Genomic DNA, 21974 nt, shown 5'->3' with positions numbered 1-21974 from the left:
GAGATAGGGCCCCGCCCGGACTCGGCAGGCTTTCGGGCGCGGAGATGACAGCGGGATGACAGGCCGCGCGCCGCAAGTCTCCGTTGACCATCCGGCGCATCGGTCCCGCGCGCCGCAACGCTTTGGTCAGGCCCCGAGGACGAAGGTCCGCAAGGGACAGGGCGGGGCACGGCGATGATGCGGGTGGTGACGGACGGCGAGGCGGGGACCGGGACGGTCCAGTTCTCGGAACTGCTCGGCGCGCTGAGCCACGCCCTCGACCTGACCGAGGGGCAGCCCGCAGGGCACTGCGTGCGGGCGACCTGGATCGGCTTCCAGATCGGCCGGCAGATGGGCCTGCCGGAGCTGCAGCTCTGGGAACTCTACCACACGGTGATGCTGAAGGACCTCGGCTGCTCCAGCAACGCCGCACGCATCTGCGAGCTGTACCTGTCGGACGACCTCAGCTTCAAGCGCGACTTCAAGACGGTGAGCGACAGCCTGCCGAAGGTGCTGGGCTTCGTCTTCTCGCATACGGGCCTGAAGGCGGGCCTCGCCGAGCGCTTCCGGGCAGTGCTCAACATCCTGCAGAACGGCGGCGCGATCGTCGACGACCTGATCCAGACCCGCTGCCAGCGCGGTGCCGAGATCGCCCGGGCCCTGCGCTTCCCGCCCGCCGTCTGCGGCGCCATCCACGCCCTCGACGAGCACTGGAACGGCGGCGGCCGGCCCGACCGGCTCGCCGGGCCCGCCATCCCGCTCTACGCCCGGGTGGCGCTCCTCGCCCAGGTGGTCGACGTGTTCCACACCGCGGCCGGCCGCGCGGCGGCCGTCGCCGAGGTGCGGGCACGCGCCGGCACGTGGTTCGACCCGCAGGTGGTGGCCTGTTTCGAGGCGGCCGCCGCCGAGCCGGGCTTCTGGGAGACGCTGGCCTCCCCGGACGTGGAGGCGGCCGTCTTCGCGCTGGCGCCGCGCAGCCCGATCGCGGTGGACGAGGATTATCTCGACGACATCGCCCGCGCCTTCGCGCAGATCATCGACGCCAAGAGTCCCTTCACCTCGGGCCATTCGGAGCGGGTCGCGGTCTATGCCGACCTGGTGGCGGCCGAACTCGGCTACGCCCCCGAGCGGCGGCGCTGGCTGCGCCGCGCCGCCCTGCTGCACGACATCGGCAAGCTCGGCGTCTCGAACGCGATCCTCGACAAGAACGGCAAGCTCGACGACGCGGAATGGCAGGACATGCGCAACCACGCGGTCCTGTCCGAGACCATCCTGGCGCGGGTGTCGGCCTTCCACGAGATCGCGCTGATCGGCGGCGGCCATCACGAGCGACTCGACGGCAAGGGCTATCCGCGAGGTCTCAAGGGCGAGGAGATCGCGCCTGAGACCCGCATCGTCTCGGTGGCCGACGTGTTCGACGCGCTCACCGCCGACCGGCCCTACCGCAAGGCAATGCCGGTGGAGAAGGCTCTCGCCATCATGCGAAGCGATGTCGGCACCGCCTTCGACCCGGACTGCTTCGCCGCGCTGGAGCGGGCGATCGCCGGCCTGGAGGCGGGATTGCCGCAGATGCGGGCGGCGGCGTGAGCCGCATCGCTTCCCCTCGGCTACGGAGGGGAAGAACGGTTCGGGCCCGAATCCGCCTCAGGTCACCACGCTCGGCTCGCTCCGGCCGGTGATCTCGGCGATCTGCGCGATCGCGCGGGCGGCCTCGACAACCGGGGCGAGCACCGTCGCCGGGTCGGCATCGTGCGTGTCGCGGTCGTAGCGCTCGATATAGACCCGCAGCGTCGCCCCGGCGGTGCCGGTGCCCGACAGGCGGTAGACCACCCGCGCATCCTCGGCGAACCCGATGCGGATGCCCTGCCGCTCGGTCACCGAGCCGTCGACCGGGTCGACGTAGCGGAAGTCGTCGGCGCTCGCGATCGTGAGGCCGGCGAAGCTCTGCCCCGGCAGGGTGCCGAGCCTGTCGCGCAGGCCCTGCATCAGCCGCTCGGCGGCCGCGCTCTCGATCTCCTCGTAATCGTGCCGGGTGTAGTAGTCGCGCCCGAAATCCGCCCAGTGCGCGCGCACGATCGCGTCCGCCTGCTCGCCCGTGTCCGCCAGGATGTCGAGCCAGAGCAGCACCGCCCAGAGCCCGTCCTTCTCGCGCACGTGGTTCGAGCCGGTGCCGGCGCTCTCCTCGCCGCACAGCGTGATCAGCCCGGCGTCCAAGAGGTTGCCGAAGAATTTCCAGCCGGTCGGCGTCTCGTAGGCCTTGATCCCGAGCTTGGCCGCGACCCGGTCGGCGGCGCGGCTCGTCGGCATCGAGCGGGCGATGCCGGCGAGCCCGCCCGCGTAGCCCGGCGCCCGGTGGGCGTGGGCGGCCAGGATCGCGAGGCTGTCGCTCGGCGTCACGAAGAGGCCGGGCGCCACGATCATGTTGCGGTCGCCGTCGCCGTCCGAGGCCGCGCCGAAATCGGGGGCGTCTGCCCCATGCATCAGGTCGAACAGCTCACGCGCGTGGACCGGGTTCGGGTCCGGATGGTGCCCGCCGAAATCCTCCTGCGGCACGGCGTTCACCACGGTGCCGGGGGCCGCCCCCAGCTCCCCCTCCAGGATCGCCTTCGCGTAAGGGCCGGTGACCGCGCTCATCGCGTCGAAGCGCATGCGGAAGCCGCCCGCGAACAGAGCCCGGATCGCCTCGAAATCGACGAGCTCGCGCATCAGCGCCGCGTAGTCGGCGACCGGATCGATCACCGTGACGCTCATCCCCTCGACCGTGACGTCGCCGAGCTGGTCGAGATCGAGTTCGGGCACGTCGGCGATGCGATATTCGGTGATTGCCTTCGCCCGCTCGAAGATCGCCGCGGTGACGCTCTCGGGGGCCGGTCCGCCGTTCTTCGTGTTGAACTTGATGCCGAAATCGCCCTCCGGCCCGCCCGGATTGTGGCTCGCCGAGAGCACGAGGCCGCCGATCGCCCCGTGTTTCCGGATCACGCAGGAGGCGGCCGGCGTCGAGAGCAGGCCTCCCTGACCCACCAGCACCCGCCCGAAGCCGTTGGCCGCCGCGATCTTGATCGCGGTCTGCACCACCTCCCGGTTGAGGAAGCGTCCGTCGCCGCCGATCACCAGGGTCTGGCCGTCCTTGTCTGCGATCGTGTCGAAGATCGCCTGGACGAAGTTCTCGACGTAGTTCGGCTGCCGGAAGACCGGCACCTTCTTGCGCAGGCCCGAGGTGCCGGGCTTCTGGTCCGGGAAGGGTTGGGTCGGAACGGTCTTGAGGGCCATCGGGCTCGGCTCTTCCTGCGGGACGCGTCGTCGTGAAGGCGCACCACGGCCGGGCGCGAACCTCGGCCGTAACGAGTAGGGCGACACCGGCCCGTTTCAATGGATCCGGGCGACAGCCGAACGGCGCCAGTCATGCGGCCTCCGCCGGACGGGGAGTAGCCCGCACCCGAACCGTCCTTATAATGCACGTCAAACCGCCCCGAACGGGGCTGACGCCTGCCCCTCGCCCGAGTCCTGCACGATGTCCCGCATCCCGAACTTCGCCGAGGTCCCGTTCTCGGGCGATCCGCTGCCGGTCCCGCCGCCCGCCGCCGGCGAGGCCTGGATGAGCCCGGAGGGCATCCCGGTGAAGCCGGCCTACGGGCCCGCCGACCGCGAGGGCTTGGAATTCCTGCACACCTATCCGGGCCTCGCGCCGTACCTGCGCGGGCCCTACCCGACCATGTACGTCACCCAGCCCTGGACGATCCGGCAGTACGCGGGCTTCTCCACGGCCGAGGATTCGAACGCCTTCTACCGGCGCAACCTCGCGGCCGGGCAGAAGGGCCTCTCGGTCGCCTTCGATCTGGCCACACACCGCGGCTACGATTCGGACCATCCGCGCGTCTCGGGCGATGTCGGCATGGCGGGCGTCGCGATCGACTCGATCTACGACATGCGGACCCTGTTCTCGGGGATCCCGCTCGACGAGATGACCGTCTCGATGACGATGAACGGCGCGGTGCTGCCCGTTCTCGCCCTCTACATCGTGGCGGCCGAGGAGCAGGGCGTGCCGCCCTCGAAGCTCGCCGGCACCATCCAGAACGACATCCTCAAGGAGTTCATGGTCCGCAACACCTACATCTATCCCCCCAAGGGATCGATGCGGATCATCTCGGACATCTTCGCCTACACCTCGGCCAACATGCCGAAGTTCAACTCGATCTCGATCTCCGGCTATCATATGCAGGAGGCCGGGGCTACGAACGACCTCGAACTTGCCTACACCTTGGCCGACGGCGTCGAGTACATCAAGGCGGGGCTCGCCGCGGGCCTGACCATCGACCAGTTCGCCCCGCGCCTGTCCTTCTTCTGGGCGATTTCGACGAACTTCTTCATGGAGATCGCCAAGATGCGGGCCGCGCGCCTGATCTGGGCGAAGCTCGTCAAGGAGTTCGAGCCGAGATCCGACAAGTCGCTCCCCTTGCGCACCCATTCGCAGACGTCCGGCTGGTCGCTCACCGCGCAGGACGTGTTCAACAACGTCACCCGCACCGCCATCGAGGCGATGGCTGCGACGCAGGGGGGCACGCAGTCGCTCCACACCAACGCGCTCGACGAGGCGCTGGCCCTGCCGACCGACTTCTCGGCCCGGATCGCGCGCAACACCCAGCTCTTCCTGCAGCAGGAGAGCGGCACCACCCGCATCGTCGATCCGTGGGGCGGCTCGTACTACGTCGAGCGGCTCACCGCCGACATCGTGGCCCGCGCCTGGGAGCATATCCGCGAGGTCGAATCGCTCGGCGGCATGGCCAAGGCGATCGAGGCCGGCATCCCGAAGCTCCGGATCGAGGAGGCGGCCGCCCGCGCCCAGGCCCGGATCGATTCGGGCCGGCAGACCATCGTGGGCATCAACAAGTTCAAGCCCGACGACGAGATGAAGATCGAGCTCTTGCGCGTCGACAACGGCAACGTGCGCACGCTCCAGATCGACAAGCTCAAGCGCCTGCGGGCCGAGCGCAACCAGGCCGACGTGGACGCGGCGCTCGCCGCCCTGACGCAGGCGGCGGACGGGGCTGGCAACCTGCTCGAACTGGCGGTCAACGCCGCGCGGGCCAAGGCTACGGTCGGCGAGATCTCCGAGGCGCTGGAGCGGGCCTGGGGCCGGCACCGGGCCGAGATCCGCTCGATCTCGGGCGTCTACAAGCGGGAGGTCGGCGGCATGTCGCCTGTGGTCGAGAAGGTGCGCGGCCTCGTCGAGGCCTTCGAGGAGAACGACGGGCGCCGCCCCCGCATCCTGGTGGCCAAGATGGGCCAGGACGGGCACGACCGCGGCCAGAAGGTGATCGCGTCCGCTTTCGCGGATCTCGGCTTCGACGTGGATATCGGACCGCTCTTCGCCACGCCCGCGGAGGCCGCGCGGCAGGCGGTGGAGAACGACGTGCACATCGTGGGCGTCTCCTCGCTCGCGGCCGGCCACCTGACGCTGGTGCCGGAATTGCGGGCGGCGCTGGCCGAAGCGGGCCGCGACGACGTGATGATCGTTGTCGGCGGCGTGATCCCGCCGGGCGACTACGACGCGCTCTACGCGGCGGGCGCCTCGGCGATCTTCCCGCCCGGCACTGTCATCGCGGAGGCCGCCGTGAAGCTGATCGAGGAGCTGAACGGGCGGCTCGGCTACGGGGCGCGGGCGGCGGCGGAGTAGGGGCGGCGCTCGCGCGAACCTGCCCTCCGCGAGATCATGGTCGCACGGCGGGACTGAACACGCGTCGCGTTCCCCCTCCCCCGCGGAGAGGGGGGAGCATTCGGCAGCCGTAAGCGCACCCAGCGGGGTTTGCGCGGCGTCCCGCGCCTTCCTTGGGCCAAGCTCAAGCTTTAGCCATGCCTCCGGCGGCCCTTGCCAAATCCCTGCGACGATCTGTAATGATAACGACCCCTTCCCGGTCCCGCCGGTCGCGTTCGCGGCCCGCGGGCGTGCCGAACTCATACACGCTTCGGTCGCGTCCTCGCCGTCGGTTCTCCGCGGCGGCCGTCGGAATCTCAGTCAGGCCGGGGGGTGTCGGCTCAAGCGTCGGTCTCCGGCGCACGGTTTTTTTCGGATTCACGGCCGGCCCGAACCGGTCGAGATGTCTTCGCGAGGTCGGGGAAAGGATGGACGGACGCACAGCATCGGTTGCCGTTGCTTGTGCCGCAGGCGCGCATGCCTCGCGTGGCGCCGGTTCGTCCCTCCCTCCGGCCAGGTTCAACCCCAGGCACGCGCATGCGTGCCGCTCGGCGGTTGGCGCCAATCCCTTCCGTTCAGACCCCGCGGCCTCGGCGACGAGGCCGGTACGAGCGCGCCCCACGGCCTCGCGGCCGGGGGCGGCTCCACCGGGATTCGGGCTCAGGAGAGCGACGTCGGCCGCCATGTCGAAAGTTCGTCATGGCCAACAACAAGATGCTCATCGACGCGATGCACCCGGAGGAGACCCGGGTCGTCACGGTCCACGGGTCTAGGGTCGAGGAGTTCGACTTCGAAGCCGCCAACCGGCGCCAGCTGCGCGGCAACATCTACCTCGCCAAGGTGACGCGCGTGGAGCCCTCGCTCCAGGCCGCCTTCGTGGAGTACGGCGGCAACCGCCACGGCTTCCTCGCCTTCAACGAGATCCATCCCGACTACTACCAGATTCCGCTCGCCGACCGGCAGGCGCTCCTCGAGGAGGAGGCCCGCGACGCCGAGGAGCACCGCGAGCGCGAGGAGCGCCGCCGCTCGTCGTCCCGCCGCTCGCGCGGGCGCCGCGCCTCGGCCCGCCGCAGCGAGGCCGACGCCACCGTGAGCGCCGAGGAGACGGGTGCGCCGGCCATCGACGAGGCCGTGTCGGACGTCGCCCCCGCGGACGAGGCCGTGCCGGTGATCGGCGGCGACGCCTCTGCGGACCTGCCCGACGCCGCCATCGCGAGTGCCGAGACGCCCGAGGGCGAGACCGTCGAGGCCGCGCCGGCCGCTGATGCGGGCGCGGTCGCGCCCGTCGCCGAGCCCCCGGTCGAGGCCGTCACCGCCGAGGCCGCTGGCGAAGCGGCCGAGCGCGCCGCGGCCGTCGAGACCGCCGTCGAGGCGGAGGCCGCGCCCGCCACCGTCAGCGGCGAGCCCGCCCCCGGCCCGGATGCCGAGGTCCGCACTGCCGTCGCCGAGGCCCTGACCGTCGTGGAAGCCCCCGCCGAGGCGGAGGAGGAGCCCGACGCGGAGGAGGACGAGGAGGACGAGGACCACGACGAGGACGAGGAGTCCGACGAGGAGGACGAGGATCAGGACGACGAGGACGAGTCGGACGAGGACGATCACGAGGAGGGCGACGAGGAGGATCCCGACGCCGAGCCGCGGGTCGCCCAGGTCGGCGGCAACGGCGACGCGCTGGCCGAGATCCCGGACCGTCCGCGCGCCCCGCGCCGGCACTACAAGATCCAGGAGGTGATCAAGCGCCGCCAGATCATCCTGGTGCAGGTCGTCAAGGAGGAGCGCGGCACCAAGGGCGCGGCGCTGACCACCTACCTGTCGCTCGCCGGCCGCTACTCGGTGCTGATGCCCAATACCGGCCGAGGCGGCGGCATCTCGCGCAAGATCACCTCGGCAGCCGACCGCAAGCGCCTGAAGGAGGTCGTCTCCGACCTCGACGTGCCGGAGGGGATGGGCGTCATCCTACGCACGGCAGGCGCCTCACGCACCCAGCCCGAGATCAAGCGCGACTTCGAGTACCTGATGCGGCTCTGGGAATCGGTGCGCGAGCTGACGCTCACCTCGATGGCCCCGGCGCTGGTCTACGAGGAGGGCTCGCTGATCAAGCGCGCCATCCGCGACCTCTACAACAAGGACCTCGACGAGGTTCTGGTGGCGGGCGACGAGGCCTACCACGAGGCCCGGGACTTCATGCGCATGCTGATGCCCGGCCAGTCGAAGGTGGTAAAGCCCTACCGCGACACGACGCCGATCTTCGCCCGCTACGGCATCGAGCAGCAGCTCGACGCGATGTTCTCCACGCACGTCTCGCTGAAGTCGGGCGGCTACCTCGTGATCAATCCGACCGAGGCGCTGGTCTCGATCGACGTGAACTCAGGGCGCGCCACCCGCGAGCACGACATCGAGGACACCGCGCTCAAGACGAACCTCGAGGCCGCCGAGGAGGTCGCCCGGCAGCTGCGCCTGCGCGATCTCGCCGGCCTCATCGTCATCGACTTCATCGACATGGAGGAGAAGCGCAACAACCGCGCGGTCGAGAAGAAGCTCAACGAGTGCCTGAAGAACGACCGCGCCCGCATCCAGGTCGGCCGGATCTCGCCCTTCGGCCTTCTGGAGATGAGCCGCCAGCGCATCCGCACGGGCGTGCTCGAATCCTCCTCGATCCCCTGCGCGCATTGCGGCGGTTCGGGCTTCGTGCGGGCGACCGCCTCGGTCGCCCTGCACATCCTGCGCTCCCTTGAGGAGGCGTTGCTCAAGTCGGCCACGCACAACCTCGTGCTGCGCACCCGCACCGAGGTGGCGCTCTACATCCTCAACCAGAAGCGGGCGCACCTGCGCGAGCTCGAGGTCCGCTTCGGCGTGACCATCACGGTCGCGGCCGACGAGCGGCTGGCCGCCGCCGCGCCCTACCAGCTCGACCGCGGCGAGCCCGCGCAGCGGGCGGAAGGGCCGGTGACCGGCGTACGCGCGGTCGCGGTCTCGCCCGCCATGGAGATCGACGAGGAGATCGAAGAGGAGGATCTCGTCGAGGAAGCCGAGACGGAGGACGAGGCCCAGGAGGGCGAAAGCCAGGGCGAGGGTCGCGCCGAGGCCCGCGAGGACGGCGAGGGCCGCCGTCGCCGTCGCCGCCGGCGCCGCCGCGGCGGGCGCCAGGAGAACGGCGAATCGAACGGGGAGGCGGGCGACGAGGGCCGCCACGCCGCCGAGGACGAGGGCGCCGAGGAAGCGGAGGACGAGAGCGAAACGGTCGGGGCTGCCGAGACCGCCGAGGCCGAGGAGGGAGCGTCCGACGAGGCCGCCGCGGCCGAGCAGGCCGAGGACGGGGAGGGCCGCCGCCGCCGCCGCCGCGGTCGCCGCGGTGGGCGCGGACGCTCGGAGGGCCGCGTCCGCGAGGCCGCCTCGGGCGAGGCCGACGCGTCCGAGGGCGACGAGGCCGAGGCGGGCGCCGACGCCGTCGCTGCCCTGTCGCCGGAGGAGCCGGTGAGCGCCGAGATCCTGGCCGAGACGGTCGAGGCTTCCGCACCCGCCGCCCTGGACGCTGCGGTCGAGCTGCCGGTCTCGGCCGCCTCGCCCGAGCCGCGGGCGGAGATCGCCGCGGCGGAGCCGGAGCCTGCGCCGAAGGCCGAGACCGCCCCGCCGCCGGAGCCGGTCGCCGTAGTGCTCACTGCGCCGACTGATCCCGACCGGCCGAAGCGCGCCGGCTGGTGGTCGCGCACCAAGGCGGCCCTCAGCGGGGAGTGAGGTGCTCGGGCCGACAGGCCCGACATTCTCCGGAATCGCGGACATCACCGTCCGCCCGAGGCGGAGACCGGCTTGTCCGGCTCCGCCTCACGTCTTTTTGACTATCCGATTGCACAACCTGAACGTGTCGTTTTTCCAGTTCCCAGTGCGGGGCAGCCTAACTCCTTGTACGGTCGTCCTACGGCTTTAACTGACAGTTGAGAGCCTTGCGGGAAGATGCCCTCCTGTACGATGATCTGAGAGGGCCCCGCCATGTTCGCACTGTTCCGCGGAAACCGTCCTGCGGAGCTGCCGCCGGCCGTGCTCGACACCGCGCCCGCGGTGGTCGAGGTCCCCGTGCCGCCTGAACCGCCCGCGCTCGACGCCACGATGCTGCGGCTTCAGGCCAGCCTCTCGGCCGCCGCTTCGGAGGCCGGCACCTCGATCGGCTGGATCACCCACGACTCCGCGCAGATCTCCGAGCAGGCCCGGCTGATCGCCGCGGCTGGCGAGGAACTTGCCGCCACCACGAGCGAGGTCGCCGCCCGCTCGCAGACATCGGCCGAGACCGCAGAGCGAGCCCGGGTCGGCATCAGCGCGTGCGCCGCCGACATGCGGCTCGCGGCCGAGCGGATGCAGGTGATCGAGGCGCGCTCCACCGAGATCGGTGGCTGCCTCGATGGCTTCGCGGCGGCCGCACGCCGGATCGAGGAGATGGCGAGCGCCATCGCGGCGATCTCGGCCCAGACCAACCTGTTGGCGCTGAACGCCACGATCGAGGCGGCCCGCGCCGGCGAGGCGGGGCGCGGCTTCGCGGTGGTGGCCGGCGAGGTCAAGGCGCTCTCGGCCCAGACCGCGAAGGCCACCGACGAGATCCGGGCCCGCCTCACCGCGCTGCAGGGTGAATTGTCGGCGATGCACGACGCGGTCGAGCACAGCCGCGCCGCGGTGACCGCGGGTTCCGAGGTGATGACTCGGGTCAACGCCCGCGTCGAGAGCGAGAGCGCGGCGGTGGCTGCAGCCGCCTCCGAGATGCGCGCCATGGTCGGGATCATGGAGCAGCAGATCACCGCCACGGGCGAGATCGCCGCCAATGTCGGCAACATCGCCGCGGGTACCGAGAAGTCCCGCCGCGAGATCGGCGATGCCATCGGTCGCCTCGACGCCCTGGAGGGGATGAGCCGCTCGCTGCTCGACCGCCAGCCGGGCGACGCGCGGCTCGTGCGGCTCGGCCGGCTGCCCGCCGACTGCGCCGCCTGGCGCCGCCGGCTCGCCTCCTGCCTCGTCGGATTGGTGCCGGTGGGAGAGGCTGCGTCGCTCGCGGTCAGGCCGGACCCGGAGATGCCGACCGCGATCCGCACGGCCCTCACCGAGGCCGGCTCCAAGGCCGAGGCCATGGCGGCCCACATCCGAGCGGCCTCCTGGGGCGAGGCGGCGGGAGCTTTCCAGGCTTTCGAGGCCTGCGTAGCCGAGGCCGTGAGGGCGGCCGAGGCAGCCTTCGCGCAGGCCGCCTGAGACGCGGGATTTCGAAGGCCGGCAGTCCTTCGACGGGGTCTCAGGGCAGCGCCCCGAGCCTCGACCCTCATCGGCTCAGCCGAGCCAGCCGCGCAGGCGCCGCACCGCCTCGCGGCAATCCGCCTCCGACCCGGCGAAGGAGAAGCGCACGTGGTGCGCGCCCTCCGCCGGGTCGAAGTCGAGGCCCGGGGTCGCCGCGACGCCGGCCTCCGCCAGCATGCGGCTGCAGAACGCCGCCGCGTCGTCCGTGAGGTCGGAGACGTCGGCGTAGAGGTAGAAGGCCCCGTCCGCCGGGTGCGCCCGTCCGAGCCCGAGGCCCGGGAAGGCGTCGAGCAGGATCGCCCGGTTGCGGGCGTAGCCGTCGCGCACCGCGTCGAGCTCCTCCCCCGCCTCGAAGGCCGCGAGCGCGCCCACCTGCGACAGGTAGGGGGCCGAGATGTAGAGGTTCTGCGCGAGCCGCTCGATCGGCCGCACGAGGCTGTCGGGCACCACCATCCAGCCGATGCGCCAGCCGGTCATGCAGTGGTACTTCGAGAACGAGTTGATCACGACCGCGTCGGGGTCGAACTGCAGCGCGGTCGCGCTCGGCAGGCCGTAGCCGAGGCCGTGATAGATCTCGTCGGAGATGAAGGGCAGGCTGAGGTCGCGGGCCGCGGCGCAGAGGTCGCGCAGCGCGTCCGGCGCGATCACGGTACCGGAGGGGTTGGCCGGGCTCATCACCAGCACGCCCGCGAGCCCCGCTCGCGCGTGGACCTCGCGCAGGAGCGCCGCGGTCGGGGCGAAGCGGTCCTCGGCCCGCAGCACCATCGGCGTCGCCACGAGGTCGAGGGCTGCCAGGATGCTGCGATAGGCCGGGTAGCCAGGCTGCGGCACGCCGACCCGGGCGCCCGCGTCGAACAGGCTCATGAAGGCCAGGATGAAGCCCGCCGAGGAGCCGGTCGTGATCACGACGCGCTCCGGCGCCACCGCGACGCCGTAGCGGTCCCGGTAGTCCCGGGCGATGCGCTCGCGCAGCGCCGGCAGGCCGAGCGCCTCGGTGTAGGGCACCCGACCCAGCGCCAGGGCGGCCTGCGCCGCCGCGATCACGGCCTTTGGCGCGGGGGCGGAGGGCTGGCCGACCTCCATGTGCACCACGCTGCCGCCGGCCCGCTCGCGGGCGGCGGCTGCCGTCATCACGTCCATCGCGAGGAAGGGGGCGACCGCCGCGACGCGGCGGGAGGGAAGGAGCATGGCTGTCTTCGTCCACGGGTTGAGGGCGCCAAAGGACCGAGTTTACGCTCCCAGGCAAGGGACGGTGCGCCGCGGGGCGGCCGGACGGTCCGGGCCCGCGACGCGCAATTTGACCGCGCGCCGTGAAAAGGCCTAACCGGGCCCCTACCTGAATCGCGGTTCCGCCGGCAGGCCCGGCCGATAGCCCGCGCGCAGCGAGGACGTATGCCCTTCTCCCGTTCCGTCTCGATCCTGGCCCTGACCCTCGTGCTCGGCGCGGCGCCCGCCCTGATCCGGCCCGCCCTGGCCCAGGAGCCCGCCGCCTCCGCCGCGCCGGTCTTCAGCGACCAGCAGCGTCAGGCGATCGAGTCGATCGTGAAGGAGTACCTGATCAAGAACCCCGACGTGCTGCAGGAGGCGATCGCCGAGGGCGAGCGCCGCCAGATGGAGACGCAGCGCCTCGCCCAGTCCGCCGCCCTCAAGGAATCGAAGGACGCGCTCCTCAACGGTCCGCACGACGTGGTCGCCGGCAACCCGAGCGGCGACGTCACCGTAGTGGAGTTCTTCGACTACAATTGCGGCTACTGCCGCAAGGCGCTCGGCGACATCCAGACCCTGATCAAGACCGACCCGAAGCTGCGCGTCGTGATCAAGGATTTCCCGGTGCTCGGGCCCGAATCGCTGGAGGCCAGCCAGATCGCGCTCGCGGTCAAGCAGCAGGTCAAGGGCGACAAGCTGTTCGAGTTCCACCAGAAGCTCCTGGAGTCGAAGGGCCGGGTGAACGGCGCCCGCGCGCTCCAGGTCGCCAAGGAGATGGGCCTCGACGTCGCCCGCATCCAGAAGGACGCGGCCGGGCCGGAGGTGAAGGCGGCGCTCGCCGAGAACCGCGGCCTCGGCGACAAGCTCGGCCTCTCCGGCACGCCGGCCTTCATCATCGGCGAGGAGATCATCCCGGGCGCGGTCGGCGTCGACCCGATCCGCAAGACGATCGCGGACGTGCGCCAGTGCGGCCACGCCTCCTGCTGAGCTGACCGCGCGCGCGGGCCGCCATTCGCGGCACCCGCGCGGCCTCGTCCAGCGCGGCGCGCCCTTGTGGCGCCTGCGAACCATCGTCCAGCGCGGCGCGCCCTTGTGGCGCCCGCGAACCATCGTCTAAGAGCGGCCCGCCGCCCGGCGCCGGGCACCCGACGGTTCCATGATCCCGATTCACGTCCTCAACGGGCCGAACCTCAACCTCCTCGGTCGCCGCGAGCCCGGCATCTACGGCACCGCGACGCTGGCCGACATCGAGCGCGACCTGCGCGCTCAGGCGGCACGCCTGAGCGTGGACCTGACCTTCCGGCAGACGAACCACGAGGGCGAACTCGTCGGCTTCGTGCAGGAGGCGGGGCTCGCGGGCGCGGGCGTGCTGATCAACGCCGCCGCCTACACCCACACCTCCGTGGCGCTGCGCGACGCGATCAGCGGCAGCGGCGCGCTCGCGATCGAGATCCACCTCTCGAACGTCCACGCCCGCGAGGCGTTTCGCCACCACTCCTTCATCGCTCCCGTCTGCGCGGGCGTGATCTGCGGCTTCGGCCCGATGAGCTACGGCCTCGGCCTCGACGCGCTGGCACGCCTGATGGCCGCCCGGAGCGGCACTCCGACTCAACCGACATCGCCGTGAAAGACCCCGCCCCGATGCCCAAGCACGAACCCATCGATCCCGACCTCGTGCGCGAGCTGGCCAACCTCGTCACCGAGACCGGCCTCTCCGAGATCGAGGTGGAGAAGGGGGATCTCCGCATCCGCGTCGTGCGCCGCCCGGAGCCGGTGAGCGTGCAGGTGGCCGCCCCCGCCCCGGTGGCCGCGCTCGCGCCCGTCGCCGCCCCGAGCGCGCCGGCGGCCGCTCCCGCTCCGGCCTCGCCCCGGGCGCATCCGGGCGCCGTGCCCTCGCCGATGGTCGGCACCGCCTATCGCCGGCCCTCGCCGGATGCCAAGCCCTTCGTCGAGGTCGGATCGAAGGTCGAGGCCGGCGAGAAGGTTCTGCTCATCGAGGCGATGAAGACCTTCAACGAGATCGTCGCCCCGCGCGCCGGCACGGTCAGCGCGATCTTCGTCGAGGACGGCCAACCCGTCGAGTTCGGCGAACCGCTGCTGGCGATCGAGTAGGCGCGATGTTCGACAAGATCCTGATCGCCAACCGCGGCGAGATCGCGCTGCGCATCCTGCGGGCGGCCAAGGAGCTCGGCATCGCCACCGTGGCGGTCCACTCCACGGCGGATGCCGACGCGATGCACGTGCGGCTGGCCGACGAGAGCGTGTGCATCGGGCCGCCCGCCGCCCGCGAGAGCTACCTGAACATCCCGTCGATCATCGCGGCCTGCGAGATCACGGGGGCGGACGCGGTGCATCCGGGCTATGGCTTCCTCTCGGAGAACGCCCGCTTCGCCGAGGTGCTGGCCCACCACAATATCGGCTTCATCGGCCCGAAGGCCGAGCACATCCGCACGATGGGCGACAAGATCGAGGCCAAGCGCACGGCGCTCTCGCTCGGCATCCCCTGCGTGCCGGGCTCGGAGGGCGGCATCGACGATATCGACGCGGCCAAGCGCGTGGCCGCCGAGATCGGCTACCCCGTGCTGGTCAAGGCCGCCTCCGGCGGCGGCGGGCGCGGCATGAAGGTCGCCCGCACCGAGGCCGATCTGGAGCAGGCGGTCGTCCTCGCCCGCACCGAGGCCAAGGCCGCCTTCGGCGACGACGCGGTCTATCTGGAAAAGTACCTGGAGAAGCCGCGCCACATCGAGGTGCAGATCCTCGGCGACGGGCGGGGCGACGCCGTGCACCTGGCCGAGCGCGACTGCTCGCTCCAGCGCCGGCACCAGAAGGTCTGGGAGGAGGGCGGCTCGCCCGCGCTCAACGAGGCGATGCGGGCCGAGATCGGCGGCATCTGCTCGGCCGCGATGAAGAAGCTCGGCTATCGCGGCGCCGGCACGATCGAGTTCCTCTACGAGGACGGGCGCTTCTACTTCATCGAGATGAACACGCGCATCCAGGTCGAGCATCCCGTCACCGAGATGATCACCGGGATCGACCTCGTGAACGAGCAGATCCGGGTGGCGGCGGGCAGCGACCTTTCGGTCAGCCAGGACGAGATCCGGGTCGAGGGCCACGCCATCGAGTGCCGGATCAACGCCGAGCACCCGGCCACCTTCCGGCCCTCGCCCGGCCAGATCACCTACTACCACCCGCCGGGTGGCCTCGGGGTGCGCGTCGATTCGGCCGCCTTCCAGGGCTACCGCATCCCGCCGAACTACGACTCGCTGATCGGCAAGCTGATCGTGCACGGGCGCACCCGCAACGAGTGCCTGATGCGCCTGCGCCGGGCGCTCGACGAGTTCGTCATCGACGGCGTCGACACCACCCTGCCGCTGTTCCGCACCCTCGTGCGCAATGCCGACGTGCAGAACGGCGCCTACGACATCCACTGGCTGGAGGGTTTCCTGGAGGCGGGCGGCCTCGCCACCTGAGGCGCTCCCGCATCCATCCGGCCCGGACGAGGCCGGCCCCGGCGGGGCCGGCCTTTTTCGCGGCCTGTCCCGGGCCCGTTTCCCGGCTTGTGGGTGCGGGCCCGGATCCGCTACGCCTTGGCCTGGCGCGGGCTTCGCCCTGTGGCCGGCCCCGCCCCGGATCAGGTTCATGCACGACGGCGCCCGCGTGGAGATCACCCCGGAGATCCTGCTCAAGGCCTACGCCGCCGGCATCTTCCCGATGGCCGAGGACGCGACCGACCCGACCCTGTACTGGGTCGAGCCCCGCGCGCGCGGCGTGCTGCCCCTCGACGGCTTCCGCGTGTCCCGCCGCCTCGCCCGGACCGTGCGCTCGGACGTGTTCGAGGTCCGGAGCGACAGCGATTTCGACGGGGTGATCGCCGGCTGCGCCGCGCCGCGCCGGGACAGCGAGCGTACCTGGATCAACGGGCGCATCCGGGAGCTCTACGGCGCGCTGTTCGACCAGGGCCACGCCCACACGGTCGAGGTCTATGCGGGAGACGAGCTGGTCGGCGGCCTCTACGGCGTCTCGCTCGGGGCCGCCTTCTTCGGCGAGAGCATGTTCCACACGGTCCGGGACGCCTCGAAGGTCGCCCTGGTCCACCTGATGGGGCGCCTCAGGGCCTGCGGCTACCGCCTCGCTGACACGCAGTTCGTCACCGACCACCTCGCCCAGTTCGGCGCCGAGGAGCTGCCGCGCCACGTCTACAAGCGGCGGCTGGCCGAGGCTCTCGCCGAGCGGGCGGAGTGGAACGCGTGGCCGGCGAGCGTGCGCGGCGCGGACGCGCTCGCGGCGCTCGACGCCTGAGGGATCAGCGGAACAGCGCGTCGAACAGTGATTGCGGCTGCTGGGGCGGGGGGGCCGGCGCCGGGCCCTCGTTCGACGGGAAGAACTTGCGCGAGGGCTTCTGGCGCGGCTGGACCGGCACGCCGCGCGGCGCCTCGACGTCGACCTGGCCCGCCGAGTTGACCTGCTGGGCGGTCTTCGTCTGGTCGCGGCCCTTCTTCGGCTTCTCGGGCTTGGAGGCGAGTGCGGGCACGTCCTCCTGCTCCTTGGCCTCGGCGATCACGTCGGTGCCGCCCTTACAATCGACCAGCCAGACGTCGTAGATCGGGTGCTCGATCGCGTGCAGCCCCGGGCTCGCGGCGAACATCCAGCCGGTGAAGATGCGGCGGTACTTGTTGTCGAGCGTGACCTCGTCGACCTCGAGGAAGGCCGTGGTCTTGGCGCTCTCCGTGGGCGGCCGCGTGTAGCAGACCCGCGGGGTGAGCTGGAGCGCGCCGAACTGCACCGTCTCGTCCACCGATACCTCGAAGGAGACGATGCGGCCGGTGATCTTGTCGAGGCCCGAGAACACGGCCGTCGGGTTCTTGATCTTGTCGGCCTGGGCCGGGACCACGCCCAGCGCGGCCAGGCCGGCGGCGAGCGCGGCGCCCGACAGGCGTGCGGTGATGCGGCTCAAGGCGGGGCCCTCCGGGAACGCGGGTTCAGACGCGCGAGACCGCCTTCAAGACCCGAACGGTGGTGAATTGAGGGCGGGCGCTCACGCGTCGGGCGTCCACGGCACGTAGTCGCCGGTCGCGGCCGGCCGCGCGCCCCAGGAGAGCTGCGACCCCTTCGGCCGGTAGGCGTCGGGCGAGCCGGTCTGGTTCTCCACGTGCGGCTTCTGCCAGGCGCGGGGCGTGTACGCCTCCTCGCTCGGCGGGACCTCAACGTTGTGGCAGAGCCAGCCGCGCCAGCCGGGCGGCACCTTCGAGGCGTCGGCGTAGCCGTTGTAGACGACCCAGCGACGCTCCGGCCCCACCGAGCGGTCGATCAGCGGACCCATCGCGCGGTAGTATTTGTTGCCGAGCTCGTCGCTGCCGACATAGGTGCCGCTGCGCGCGGTGTAGAGTGCGAGCGAGACCGTCTGCCCGTTCCACCACGTGAAGATGCGCAGCAGCGTGTCCTTGAGAGCCATCGCGTGTCCCCGGGGCCTTCGAAGAGAATCCCCGCGCGGGCGCGAGGCTTCGGGCGGGTTATGGTCAGCCGGGCCCCACGAGTCCAGCCGAAAGCCGTCCCCACCCCCTCACAGGTGTCGCCGAAATGTCGCGGCGCGAATCCGCGGGCGGGCCCGAGATCCTGCGTCGGCTGCCATTTCCCGCAGGGGTTGCGGAGCCCTGTGGATCGAAAATTTTCCGGAACCGAATCCAGGAAGCCGAAAGAGCACTTAGCCGGGCGGCCCGCAATATCCACAGGGTTTTCGCATTTCCTACCACATCTAGCGTGGAACTCGGAGCCGGCACACCACTTGTTGACGTGAAGGCGGCCTCGGCGTTAATCTCCGGGTCATGGTTCGGGCGGCTCGGCCACGGGTTCGGGGCTCGCGCGGACACCTTCACGTCATCATCGCCGGTCCCGCCGCAGTTCTACCCTGCGTCGGATCCGGCGCCCCCAGAGTTGGGACCATATCCCGCGCGCGAGCGTGGGGCGGGGCCGTCACGCCCCGTCGGGAGAGGTGTGTTTCATGCGGTTCGAGCGTCGCTACACCACGGCCGGGCAGTCCCCCTACGCCGCCATCCCGTTCCGCAAGGCCCTGAGCGAGATCCGCAACCCGGACGGCTCGGTGGTCTTCCGGCTCGACGGCATCTCGGTTCCCGAGAGCTGGAGCCAGGTCGCGAGCGACGTGCTCGCGCAGAAGTACTTCCGCAAGGCCGGCGTGCCGGCCCGCCTGCGCAAGGTCGAGGAGAACGACGTCCCCTCCTTCCTCTGGCGCTCGGTCGCCGACGAGGCGGCGCTGAGTGAGCTGCCCAAGGAGGAGCGCCTGGGCTCCGAGACCTCGGCGACCCAAGTCTTCGACCGGCTCGCCGGCTGCTGGACCTACTGGGGCTGGAAGGGCGGCTACTTCTCCTCCGAAGAGGACGCCCAGGCCTTCATGGACGAGCTGCGCTTCATGCTGGCCAAGCAGATGGTGGCGCCGAACTCACCGCAATGGTTCAACACCGGCCTGCACTGGGCCTACGGCATCGACGGCCCGAGCCAGGGCCACTATTACTGCGACCCGAAGACCGGTGCGCTGACGAAGTCGGCCACCGCCTACGAGCATCCGCAGCCGCACGCCTGCTTCATCCAGTCGGTCCAGGACGACCTCGTCAACGAGGGCGGCATCATGGACCTGTGGGTGCGCGAGGCCCGCCTGTTCAAGTACGGCTCCGGCACCGGCTCGAACTTCTCGATGCTGCGCGGCGAGAACGAGCGCCTGGGCGGCGGCGGCAAGTCGTCGGGCCTGATGAGCTTCCTCAAGATCGGCGACCGGGCGGCCGGCGCCATCAAGTCGGGCGGCACCACGCGCCGCGCCGCCAAGATGGTGATCGTCGACATCGACCACCCGGACATCGAGGCCTTCATCGACTGGAAGGTGAAGGAGGAGCAGAAGGTCGCAGCACTTGTGACCGGCTCCAAGGTCGTCTCGAAGCACCTCACGCTGGTGATGAAGGCCTGCACCCAGTGCGAGGCGGAAGGCGACGCCTGCTTCGACCCCGAGCGCAACCCGGTGCTCAAGCGCGAGATCAAGGCGGCGCGGCGCGCCTCGGTGCCGGACGCCTACATCAAGCGCGTGGTGCAGTTCGCCCGCCAGGGCTTCACCAAGATCGATTTCCCGGTCTACGACACCGACTGGGATTCCGAGGCCTACCTCACGGTGGCGGGCCAGAACTCCAACAACTCGGTCTCGCTCACCGACGACTTCCTGCGGGCGGTGGAAGCCGACAAGCCCTGGAACCTGACCTCGCGCACCACCGGCAAGGTGGTGAAGACCCCGCAGGCCCGCGACCTCTGGGAGAAGATCGGCGAGGCGGCCTGGGCCTCGGCGGATCCCGGCCTGCACTTCAACACCACGATGAACGACTGGCACACCTGCCCGCAGGGCGGGCGGATCCGGGCCTCGAACCCGTGCTCCGAGTACATGTTCCTCGACGACACGGCCTGCAACCTCGCCTCGGCCAACCTGCTGACGATGTACGATCGGCAGACCAAGCGCTTCGACGTGGAGGCCTTCGAGCACCTCAACCGCCTCTGGACGGTGGTACTCGAGATCTCGGTGATGATGGCGCAGTTCCCGTCGCGTGAGATCGCCGAACTCTCCTACAAATACCGCACGCTCGGCCTCGGCTACGCCAATATCGGCGGCCTGCTGATGACCATGGGCCTGCCCTACGACTCGAAGGAGGGCCGGGCGCTCGCCGGCGCGCTCACCGCGATCATGACGGGCGTGGCCTACGCCACCTCCGCCGAGATGGCGGCCGAGCTCGGACCCTTCGCGGCCTACGAGGACAACGCCGACGCGATGCTGCGGGTGATCCGCAACCACCGCCGCGCGGCCCACGGCGAGGCCGAGGGCTACGAGTTCCTCAACATCGCCCCCGTGGCCCTCGACCACGCCAACATCCCGCAGGCCGACCTCGGCGAGCACGCCCGCGCCGCCTGGGACCGGGCGCTGCGCCTGGGCGAGGAGCACGGCTACCGCAACGCGCAGGCCACCGTGATCGCGCCGACCGGCACGATCGGCCTCGTGATGGATTGCGACACCACCGGCATCGAGCCGGACTTCGCCCTGGTGAAGTTCAAGAAGCTCGCGGGCGGCGGCTACTTCAAGATCATCAACCAGGCCGCCCCGGACGCGCTGCGGGCGCTGGGCTACCGCGAGTCCGAGATCGCCGAGATCGAGGCCTACGCGGTCGGCCACGGCTCGATGGGCCAGGCCCCCGCGATCAACCCGGCGACGCTCCGCGCCAAGGGCTTCACCGACGAGAAGATCGCCGCGATCGAGGCGGGCCTGAAGTCGGCCTTCGACATCAAGTTCGTGTTCAACCGCTGGACGCTCGGCGACGACTTCCTGACGAACACCCTGAAGGTGCCGGCCGAGAAGCTCGCCGACCCGACCTTCGAGCTGCTGCCGCACCTCGGCTTCACCAAGCGCGACATCGAGGCCGCCAACACCCATATCTGCGGTGCGATGACGCTGGAGGGCGCGCCGCACCTCAAGACCGAGCACTACGCGGTGTTCGACTGCGCCAACCCGTGCGGACGCATCGGGAAGCGCTACCTCTCGGTCGAGAGCCACATCCGCATGATGGCGGCGGCGCAGCCCTTCATCTCGGGGGCGATCTCCAAGACCATCAACATGCCCAACGACGCCACGGTGGAGGATTGCAAGGCGGCCTACCTGCTGTCCTGGCGCCTCGCGCTGAAGGCCAACGCCCTCTACCGCGACGGCTCGAAGCTGTCGCAGCCCCTCAACGCCGCCCTGATCTCGGACGACGAGGAGGAGGCCGACGAGGGCCTGGAGGCCCTGGTCCAGGCGCCGGCCGCCGCCAAGGCGGCGCTCGCCGCCGAGAAGATCGTCGAGCGGGTGATCGAGCGCGTCGAGCGCATCCGCTCGCGCGAGAAACTGCCGGCCCGGCGCAAGGGCTACACCCAGAAGGCGGTGGTCGGCGGCCACAAGGTCTACCTGCGCACCGGCGAGTACGACGACGGGCGTCTCGGCGAGATCTTCATCGACATGCACAAGGAGGGCGCGACCTTCCGGAGCCTAATGAACAACTTCGCCATCGCGATCTCGCTCGGCCTCCAGTACGGCGTGCCGCTGGAGGAGTATGTCGAGGCCTTCACCTTCACCCGCTTCGAGCCGGCGGGCTTCGTGCAGGGCAACGACGCGATCAAGAACGCGACCTCGCTGCTCGACTACGTCTTCCGCGAGCTGGCGGTGTCCTATCTCGGCCGGGCGGACCTCGCCCATGTCAGCCCGAACGAGATCGGCGGCACGGTGATCGGCGGCGGCGAGAGCGGCGACACCACCCGCGACGCGGCGAAGTCCGCTCCCGCGGCGGCGATCGTCTCCCGCGGCCTCGTGCGGGGCTCGGCCGACCGGCTCACCCTGATCCAGGGTGGTCCCGCCGGCGGCACGGTCGGGGTCGGCGCGGGCACGACTGGCCAGAGCGCGCCAGCCGGCGGCACGGTCCACGCGCTCCGCGGCGCCACCGCGCTGAAGGCGGAGCCGGCCTCGGCGATCGAGACGCTTCCCTTCGTGCAGGCGGAGCCCGCCGAGCGCAGCGTCGCGGATCGCCGGGCCGAGGCCAAGATGAAGGGCTATGTCGGCGAAGCCTGCCCTGAATGCGCGAACTTCACGCTCGTCCGCAACGGCACCTGCCTCAAGTGCGACACCTGCGGTTCCACGACAGGGTGCTCGTGATCTGCCCGGTCCTGTTCTAACGGAGAGGGAATCTGGGGCCCAAAAATAGGGAATTTTGGGCCCTCACCTTAGGCAAGTGTGGTCCCAACTGTCGGATGGCGAAGGCGG

14 protein-coding genes are annotated in these 21974 nt (G+C 70.8%); 10 read left to right on the top strand and 4 right to left on the bottom strand.

The genetic code is table 11. The features are described from left to right. Window positions 1-177 precede the first annotated feature (177 nt). Window positions 178-1566 (top strand): HD-GYP domain-containing protein, encoded by a 1389-nt coding sequence (locus DK427_RS02610; protein WP_109953951.1) that lies wholly within the window; start codon window positions 178-180, stop codon window positions 1564-1566. Window positions 1567-1623: 57 nt separating this feature from the next. Here DK427_RS02610 and DK427_RS02605 read toward each other — a convergent pair whose 3' ends face one another. Beyond that, window positions 1624-3249 (bottom strand): alpha-D-glucose phosphate-specific phosphoglucomutase, encoded by a 1626-nt coding sequence (locus DK427_RS02605; RefSeq protein ID WP_109949903.1) that lies wholly within the window; start codon window positions 3247-3249, stop codon window positions 1624-1626. 241 nt (window positions 3250-3490) lie between these two features. On the opposite strand from DK427_RS02605, the gene scpA reads away from it, so the two are divergent. The 3 genes from scpA to DK427_RS02590 all read left to right on the top strand — a co-directional run bounded on the left by scpA (window position 3491) and on the right by DK427_RS02590 (window position 10897). After that, the gene (scpA, locus tag DK427_RS02600; protein WP_109949902.1) at window positions 3491-5653 is read left to right on the top strand and encodes a methylmalonyl-CoA mutase; all 2163 of its coding nucleotides are present in this window, start codon (window positions 3491-3493) and stop codon (window positions 5651-5653) included. Window positions 5654-6370: 717 nt separating this feature from the next. Further along, entirely contained in the window at window positions 6371-9403 is a 3033-nt protein-coding gene (locus DK427_RS02595) for an Rne/Rng family ribonuclease (protein WP_109949901.1), read from the top strand. Window positions 9404-9655: 252 nt separating this feature from the next. After that, window positions 9656-10897 carry a methyl-accepting chemotaxis protein gene (locus DK427_RS02590; RefSeq protein ID WP_109949900.1) on the top strand — a complete coding sequence of 414 codons (1242 nt, stop codon included), beginning with the start codon at window positions 9656-9658 and terminating at the stop codon, window positions 10895-10897. A gap of 75 nt (window positions 10898-10972) precedes the next feature. On the opposite strand, the gene DK427_RS02585 is transcribed toward DK427_RS02590, so the two are convergent. Next, window positions 10973-12127: a pyridoxal phosphate-dependent aminotransferase gene (locus tag DK427_RS02585; protein ID WP_109949899.1), complete on the bottom strand. Its 1155-nt coding sequence runs from the start codon at window positions 12125-12127 to the stop codon at window positions 10973-10975. Window positions 12128-12331: 204 nt separating this feature from the next. Between DK427_RS02585 and DK427_RS02580 the strand changes: the two genes are divergently transcribed. The 5 genes from DK427_RS02580 (at window position 12332) to aat (ending at window position 16444) form a co-directional block, all read left to right on the top strand. Continuing rightward, window positions 12332-13132, top strand: coding sequence for a DsbA family protein (locus DK427_RS02580; protein WP_109949898.1), 801 nt, complete (start codon window positions 12332-12334; stop codon window positions 13130-13132). 169 nt (window positions 13133-13301) lie between these two features. Beyond that, a complete protein-coding gene (gene aroQ, locus DK427_RS02575) occupies window positions 13302-13772 on the top strand; it encodes a type II 3-dehydroquinate dehydratase (protein WP_109949897.1) in 471 nt (156 codons plus the stop codon). A 14-nt stretch (window positions 13773-13786) separates the two neighbouring features. Further along, entirely contained in the window at window positions 13787-14257 is a 471-nt protein-coding gene (accB, locus tag DK427_RS02570) for an acetyl-CoA carboxylase biotin carboxyl carrier protein (protein ID WP_109949896.1), read from the top strand. 5 nt (window positions 14258-14262) lie between these two features. Next, window positions 14263-15615 carry an acetyl-CoA carboxylase biotin carboxylase subunit gene (gene accC / locus DK427_RS02565; protein ID WP_066921365.1) on the top strand — a complete coding sequence of 451 codons (1353 nt, stop codon included), beginning with the start codon at window positions 14263-14265 and terminating at the stop codon, window positions 15613-15615. Window positions 15616-15784: 169 nt separating this feature from the next. Beyond that, entirely contained in the window at window positions 15785-16444 is a 660-nt protein-coding gene (gene aat, locus DK427_RS02560; RefSeq protein WP_109949895.1) for a leucyl/phenylalanyl-tRNA--protein transferase, read from the top strand. A 4-nt stretch (window positions 16445-16448) separates the two neighbouring features. Here the strand turns inward: aat and DK427_RS02555 are convergent, their stop codons facing one another. Together DK427_RS02555 and DK427_RS02550 are read right to left on the bottom strand one after the other, a co-directional pair. Then, complete coding sequence (locus tag DK427_RS02555) at window positions 16449-17099, bottom strand: DUF2155 domain-containing protein (protein ID WP_109949894.1); 651 nt, start codon at window positions 17097-17099, stop codon at window positions 16449-16451. A gap of 81 nt (window positions 17100-17180) precedes the next feature. Continuing rightward, window positions 17181-17597 (bottom strand): NADH:ubiquinone oxidoreductase subunit NDUFA12, encoded by a 417-nt coding sequence (locus DK427_RS02550; protein WP_109949893.1) that lies wholly within the window; start codon window positions 17595-17597, stop codon window positions 17181-17183. Window positions 17598-18143: 546 nt separating this feature from the next. Between DK427_RS02550 and DK427_RS02545 the strand changes: the two genes are divergently transcribed. After that, window positions 18144-21866 (top strand): vitamin B12-dependent ribonucleotide reductase, encoded by a 3723-nt coding sequence (locus DK427_RS02545; RefSeq protein ID WP_109949892.1) that lies wholly within the window; start codon window positions 18144-18146, stop codon window positions 21864-21866. Window positions 21867-21974 lie beyond the last annotated feature (108 nt).

The sequence above is a fragment of the Methylobacterium radiodurans genome, from assembly GCF_003173735.1.
Classification (GTDB): domain Bacteria; phylum Pseudomonadota; class Alphaproteobacteria; order Rhizobiales; family Beijerinckiaceae; genus Methylobacterium; species Methylobacterium radiodurans.
The sequence above is the reverse complement of the archived record's forward strand: the minus strand, read 5'-3'. Positions and strand labels throughout refer to the sequence as shown.